Source organism: Bacillus sp. B1-b2 (assembly GCF_009183415.1).
Taxonomy (GTDB): Bacteria; Bacillota; Bacilli; order Bacillales; family Cytobacillaceae; genus Niallia.
Genome location: NZ_WEHU01000060.1, coordinates 1 through 5,491, shown reverse-complemented (window position 1 = coordinate 5,491; position 5,491 = coordinate 1). Strand labels below are relative to the sequence as shown.

Genomic DNA, 5,491 nt, shown 5'->3' with positions numbered 1-5,491 from the left:
CAAATTTTTAATAGGTTTCTTTCTTATTGTCTTTTTTAAGAAAAATGAATCCTAAGCCACATTCTCTCGCCCCATTTTTAGTCTACTACCAAAGTTTTCATTCACGTCCTTTTCACAGAAAAATACACATTATAGATGGTGTTCAAGCTGCAAAAATTGTAGATAATAGTAGAAAAGGAGGTTATTAACAAATAGAAAGATTCTAATATCACAGATTTCCGTAACCTGACATTAACTACCTGATCTTCTATTTTCCTTACAACATGGCAGGATACACTCACCTCCCCTATTTACTTCTTAGAAACCACTAAAAGAAGTACATCTATTATTGAAAAGGAGAATGAAAAATGAGTGAAATTCTAAACTCGTACAAAGTCAATACCAGTACAAAGCTAGTAAGTCCTGCTTATCAAATTGATTATCAAAGTATTGTGTTGGAAGGGAAAAACGAATATCTCGTTAAAAAAACACCTTTAGAAATCATTAAAGAAGCGACTATCCAGGGAGGATCGGAATACAAAGGAAGGCGCACCTCCATGACCTACTTAACTGGAATACATAAAAAAATTCCTATTCCCATCAGTGAATCGAAAGACATCTACGCATTTCCAACCTGTTCTCCCAATAACCCTGATTGTATATGGGTATTTGTTCATCATGTGGAAGATATTATGCCAAGTAAGGGGGCTCATCCTTCTATCATTCTATTTAATGATGGAGTTGAAAAGCATATGAAAGAGTCCCAACATATTCTTAAAAAGCAATTGTATCGTACATGGCTCTGTAAAAAAGCTCTACAGAGGAAAAAGTAAATCCATTATTATACAAAAAATGAGGGATCATATTGACTAAAGAACTATATCAATCAGCTGATTATACAAGATATTTAGGAAAGTATATAAGGGAAAAACGTGAGTGGGCAGGAATGACGATTGAAAATCTTGCAGAGAAAGCTGGCATTAGTACCAACCATATAGGCAATATTGAACTTGGCCCAACAGTACCATCTGTTCGAGTTTTTCATGCCATTTGCGATGTATTAAATATTAGTCCTACTGATGCCTTAGATGCTGTGAAGGAAAGAGTAGGAGAAGTCAGTATCGGTGATTAGCAACAATATTATAGGCATTTAACTTAACTTTTTTCACCTGGATTCTCATAGAGAAGGTTTGAATGTGCCTCCTTTCATGATCGTAACATCCTTGTTGGGGGGCCATCAATACCTTAACATCCATTGCAAGTTGTAGATAAACTTTAGGTGTGCTAAAGGGAGCTTTGTCCATTAGGGGCATGGTTTCTTATAGAGAAATAGCTGAGAAGTAGTTAGACTTTTTATTCTTCTTCCAAAAATGGTTCTAGACAGTCTGTTCTTCCACAATGCGTACAATATTGAAGAGCATTACTTGTATGCTCACAGTAATCACATCTAGCTTTTCCAATCCGAGCATCATCCAGGATTTGTTCCACATATAGATCAGAAATTCTTATTCCTCGTTTACTAACTCCGATAATCTCTTTTGTATTAAATTCATATTTAAAAAGAGATTCTGTATCCACTTCAAGCTCTTTTCCAGCTATTTGCTTCATTATAATCTCCCAGTTATCCTTACCAGTATAATGTCCTTGCGTATCTGTATGCTGATTTATATATAGTTCTAATGCATTCCTTCTAACGACTATCTTCATAGTTCCCCTCCTCATCCTTTTCATTACAATTATAATAAAGAGAAACACAAAAAGATATATTAGGGTGGAATGGGGAACATGAACTTTTGATCGTTTACTTAAAAATATGGAGTGCATCATAAGGAGAAACCTTTAGAGATGATAGAGTGTTTTAAATGTCGTTCTCTTTCTAAAAAAATCCCTATAGATTTCTTCTTATGATATACCTAGATAATTTTTTGCAACTATAACTTGTAGTTTTTTTCTATACTTTATAACTCTTTGATTAGCTGCTTGACGTGTAATCCCATACTTCATTGCATAATCCTTCACTGTATGTGACTGCTTATCTAAAAGAATGGATAGAAGTTCGTTTTCATGAAGGCTGGTATTTCTTTTAATTAGATCTATTAAATCAATTGTTTCTAAGCTATTTAAGGAAGGATCATTATCTACGAGAATATCTTCTAGCATTTGATTGTTCTTATTGACTGGTGCATGTATAGAAATAATCACTCCTTGATTTTTTAGTGAATACTTATGATAGGTTGCATTTCGAACTCCTTTTCTAAGCTTATTAAATAAGTAAGTAGAGAAACAATTTCCTGTCTCTGAGGAATACTGTTCATAAGCTCTCCACAACTCTACTTCTAATATTTGTTGAAAATCTTCTTCTTCTATTTGATTGTATATAAATTTTTCATTCGCTATTTTCATTGTTTTAATTAGCATAGGAATAAATCTCTTTCTTACTTCCTCAAAGCTCAAACTCTTAGCAGGTTCGTTTGCAAAAAGAATCGTTTTCATGCCTTTCCCCCTCTAAACTACTTTCTTTAACCTAATAAGGAACATATGTTCTGTTTTATAGTAAAAAAAATTTGATTGTTCGTCTTTTTTATATTGTAGCACATAAAAACAAAACAGGAACACTTGTTCTAAAGTGTATTACTTCATTTTCCCTCCTTTCTACTAATACCCAATTTTTGAAAGCATTTATACTATTCTTATATCTCAAAGCAACAATATGTAAATTTAATTCATAGTATTTCATTCATAGTTAGCTCCTTCTCTCTCTTTACAAAAAGGAAATGCTAGATATATAGACTTTATACAGAAAAGAGAATGGGAGGAATTCAATGAGCTACTTACAGGAATTAAAAGCTTGGCTAATCGCAGGAGTAGGAACGTCTTATGCATTTATTACTGGCCATTTTGACCAAACTCTTCAAATTCTATTAGCTATCATGGCAGTTGATCTAGTAAGTGGGATAATGAGGGGACTTCAAAAGAAAGAACTAAAGTCATCTATTATGAGTTTAGGGATAATAAAAAAGGGAGCTATTCTATTATCTATCTTGTTCGCCTATCTTCTAGATTTACTTCTAAATGATGCTCCTGTATTTGTAACCTTAATGACCTGGCTAGCAATCGGAAATGAAGGTCTGTCCATTGTGGAGAATTTAACCGCTATGGGAGTGAAAATACCAAGAGTGATATCAGATTCTCTTCTACAAATAAAAAAGCATGTAACCAATAATCAAACAGAGAAAGAATCGAAGAAAAAGGATATATAATAGAAAAAACTTGCGATAGCTTTAGATGTTACTCTAAGGCTATTGCAAGTTTCTTTTTCGTACTTTTTTAAAGATTGACTCCGCAGGTAGGACTCGAACCTACGACCGTTCGGTTAACAGCCGAATGCTCTACCACTGAGCTACTGCGGAATAATGGTGGGCCTAAATGGACTCGAACCATCGACCTCACGCTTATCAGGCGTGCGCTCTAACCAGCTGAGCTATAGGCCCATAATTGGAGCGGGTGATGGGAATCGAACCCACGACATCAGCTTGGAAGGCTGAGGTTTTACCATTAAACTACACCCGCAAAATAATACTATTTAGTTTATCAATAAATGTAATGGCTGGGCTAGCTGGATTCGAACCAACGAGTGACGGAGTCAAAGTCCGTTGCCTTACCGCTTGGCTATAGCCCAACGAAATATTTATGGGGCGACTGATGGGAATCGAACCCACGAATGTCGGAGCCACAATCCGATGCGTTAACCACTTCGCCACAACCGCCATAATATCTTCTTTGGCTTAGGTAACATCGGAGGTTTATTTACCTCTGTTCTACCTTTTAAATGGTGGAGGGGGACGGATTCGAACCGCCGAACCCGAAGGAGCGGATTTACAGTCCGCCGCGTTTAGCCACTTCGCTACCCCTCCGTATATATAATAAATGAATTAAATTTATCTTAATGGCGGTCCGGACGGGACTCGAACCCGCGACCTCCTGCGTGACAGGCAGGCATTCTAACCAACTGAACTACCGGACCATTATGATTGCGGGGACAGGATTTGAACCTGCGACCTTCGGGTTATGAGCCCGACGAGCTACCAGACTGCTCCACCCCGCGACGATAAAATTATTATGAATAATGGAGGAGGAAAGGGGATTCGAACCCCTGCGCGGTTTGACCCGCCTGTCGGTTTTCAAGACCGATCCCTTCAGCCGGACTTGGGTATTCCTCCTCGATATAAATGGTGGACCTTGTAGGACTCGAACCTACGACCGGACGGTTATGAGCCGTCTGCTCTAACCAACTGAGCTAAAGGTCCGCTAAGATGGATAGCGGCAGAGGGGATCGAACCCCCGACCTCACGGGTATGAACCGTACGCTCTAGCCAGCTGAGCTACGCCGCCATGATATTTATATATTAATCTTTTTAACAAAATTGGTGGAGCCTAGCGGGATCGAACCGCTGACCTCCTGCGTGCAAGGCAGGCGCTCTCCCAGCTGAGCTAAGGCCCCAATATAATATATTTCGAATGGTCGGGAAGACAGGATTCGAACCTGCGACCCCTTGGTCCCAAACCAAGTGCTCTACCAAGCTGAGCTACTTCCCGTTAAAATATGGCGCGCCCGAAAGGAGTCGAACCCATAACCTTCTGATCCGTAGTCAGACGCTCTATCCAATTGAGCTACGGGCGCATATTTTTTAAAAAAACAATGGTGCCGAGGACCGGAATCGAACCGGTACGGTAGTCACCTACCGCAGGATTTTAAGTCCTGTGCGTCTGCCAGTTCCGCCACCCCGGCATTGTTTTTGGTGCGGGTGAAGGGAGTCGAACCCCCACGCCTTGCGGCGCTAGATCCTAAGTCTAGTGCGTCTGCCAATTCCGCCACACCCGCAAATATAATGGAAAGTGAGCCATGAAGGATTCGAACCTTCGACCCTCTGATTAAAAGTCAGATGCTCTACCGACTGAGCTAATGGCTCATAAATGGTGCCGGCGAAAGGACTTGAACCCTCAACCTACTGATTACAAGTCAGTTGCTCTACCAATTGAGCTACACCGGCAAGTGTTATGGTGGAGGATGACGGGATCGAACCGCCGACCCTCTGCTTGTAAGGCAGATGCTCTCCCAGCTGAGCTAATCCTCCATTTGGTGACCCATACGGGATTCGAACCCGTGTTACCGCCGTGAAAGGGCGGTGTCTTAACCGCTTGACCAATGGGCCAGTTTTATACTGGTTTATTTACTTTTTTGCGACAGAATTTATTATATAAAAAACAATAATTCTGGTCAAGATATATTTCAATTTTATTTCCCAATTTTTTAGTATCAATTACTTGAAGAACTAAAAAACGGAAGAAAAAAGAACCAATCTATTTTATAAGAGAAGTCCAATTTTTGTGCCTGGCGACGTCCTACTCTCACAGGGGGAGAGCCCCCAACTACCATCGGCGCTGAGAAGCTTAACTTCCGTGTTCGGTATGGGAACGGGTGTGACCTTCTCGCTATCGCCACCAGACTATT

General features: G+C 39.6%; 5 protein-coding genes, 20 tRNA genes and 1 rRNA gene. 3 read left to right on the top strand and 23 right to left on the bottom strand.

Features of this window, described 5'->3' with window-relative positions; genetic code table 11:
• Positions 1-347: 347 nt before the first annotated feature.
• Positions 348-812, top strand: coding sequence for a competence protein ComK (locus F9279_RS24595; protein WP_152116716.1), 465 nt, complete (start codon positions 348-350; stop codon positions 810-812).
• Positions 813-844: 32 nt separating this feature from the next.
• The gene (locus tag F9279_RS24590; RefSeq protein WP_152116715.1) at positions 845-1,111 is read left to right on the top strand and encodes a helix-turn-helix domain-containing protein; all 267 of its coding nucleotides are present in this window, start codon (positions 845-847) and stop codon (positions 1,109-1,111) included.
• A gap of 221 nt (positions 1,112-1,332) precedes the next feature.
• On the opposite strand, the gene F9279_RS24585 is transcribed toward F9279_RS24590, so the two are convergent.
• The gene (locus F9279_RS24585) at positions 1,333-1,686 is read right to left on the bottom strand and encodes a hypothetical protein (RefSeq protein WP_152116714.1); all 354 of its coding nucleotides are present in this window, start codon (positions 1,684-1,686) and stop codon (positions 1,333-1,335) included.
• A gap of 195 nt (positions 1,687-1,881) precedes the next feature.
• Complete coding sequence (locus F9279_RS24580) at positions 1,882-2,472, bottom strand: sigma-70 family RNA polymerase sigma factor (RefSeq protein WP_152116713.1); 591 nt, start codon at positions 2,470-2,472, stop codon at positions 1,882-1,884.
• 329 nt (positions 2,473-2,801) lie between these two features.
• Here F9279_RS24580 and F9279_RS24575 point away from each other — a divergent pair, with 329 nt between their 5' ends.
• Positions 2,802-3,239 (top strand): holin family protein, encoded by a 438-nt coding sequence (locus F9279_RS24575; protein ID WP_152116712.1) that lies wholly within the window; start codon positions 2,802-2,804, stop codon positions 3,237-3,239.
• 78 nt (positions 3,240-3,317) lie between these two features.
• Here F9279_RS24575 and F9279_RS24570 read toward each other — a convergent pair.
• The 21 genes from F9279_RS24570 to rrf all read right to left on the bottom strand — a co-directional run bounded on the left by F9279_RS24570 (position 3,318) and on the right by rrf (position 5,486).
• A tRNA-Asn gene (locus F9279_RS24570) sits at positions 3,318-3,389 on the bottom strand.
• 4 nt (positions 3,390-3,393) lie between these two features.
• Positions 3,394-3,470: transfer RNA gene (locus F9279_RS24565), tRNA-Ile, on the bottom strand.
• Between the two features lie 5 nt (positions 3,471-3,475).
• Positions 3,476-3,549 (bottom strand) — tRNA-Gly (locus F9279_RS24560).
• Positions 3,550-3,583: 34 nt separating this feature from the next.
• A tRNA-Gln gene (locus F9279_RS24555) sits at positions 3,584-3,658 on the bottom strand.
• A gap of 12 nt (positions 3,659-3,670) precedes the next feature.
• Positions 3,671-3,746: transfer RNA gene (locus F9279_RS24550), tRNA-His, on the bottom strand.
• Between the two features lie 63 nt (positions 3,747-3,809).
• A tRNA-Tyr gene (locus tag F9279_RS24545) sits at positions 3,810-3,893 on the bottom strand.
• Between the two features lie 33 nt (positions 3,894-3,926).
• Positions 3,927-4,003 (bottom strand) — tRNA-Asp (locus F9279_RS24540).
• Positions 4,004-4,010: 7 nt separating this feature from the next.
• Positions 4,011-4,084, bottom strand: a tRNA-Met gene (locus F9279_RS24535).
• Positions 4,085-4,106: 22 nt separating this feature from the next.
• Positions 4,107-4,199: transfer RNA gene (locus tag F9279_RS24530), tRNA-Ser, on the bottom strand.
• Positions 4,200-4,209: 10 nt separating this feature from the next.
• Positions 4,210-4,286 (bottom strand) — tRNA-Ile (locus F9279_RS24525).
• A gap of 11 nt (positions 4,287-4,297) precedes the next feature.
• Positions 4,298-4,371: transfer RNA gene (locus F9279_RS24520), tRNA-Met, on the bottom strand.
• Between the two features lie 33 nt (positions 4,372-4,404).
• Positions 4,405-4,480 (bottom strand) — tRNA-Ala (locus tag F9279_RS24515).
• A gap of 18 nt (positions 4,481-4,498) precedes the next feature.
• A tRNA-Pro gene (locus tag F9279_RS24510) sits at positions 4,499-4,575 on the bottom strand.
• Positions 4,576-4,583: 8 nt separating this feature from the next.
• Positions 4,584-4,660, bottom strand: a tRNA-Arg gene (locus F9279_RS24505).
• A 19-nt stretch (positions 4,661-4,679) separates the two neighbouring features.
• A tRNA-Leu gene (locus F9279_RS24500) sits at positions 4,680-4,768 on the bottom strand.
• Positions 4,769-4,776: 8 nt separating this feature from the next.
• Positions 4,777-4,861, bottom strand: a tRNA-Leu gene (locus tag F9279_RS24495).
• A 15-nt stretch (positions 4,862-4,876) separates the two neighbouring features.
• A tRNA-Lys gene (locus F9279_RS24490) sits at positions 4,877-4,949 on the bottom strand.
• A 5-nt stretch (positions 4,950-4,954) separates the two neighbouring features.
• Positions 4,955-5,030: transfer RNA gene (locus tag F9279_RS24485), tRNA-Thr, on the bottom strand.
• 8 nt (positions 5,031-5,038) lie between these two features.
• Positions 5,039-5,114 (bottom strand) — tRNA-Val (locus F9279_RS24480).
• 3 nt (positions 5,115-5,117) lie between these two features.
• Positions 5,118-5,192: transfer RNA gene (locus F9279_RS24475), tRNA-Glu, on the bottom strand.
• Positions 5,193-5,369: 177 nt separating this feature from the next.
• Positions 5,370-5,486, bottom strand: a 5S ribosomal RNA gene (rrf, locus tag F9279_RS24470).
• Positions 5,487-5,491 lie beyond the last annotated feature (5 nt).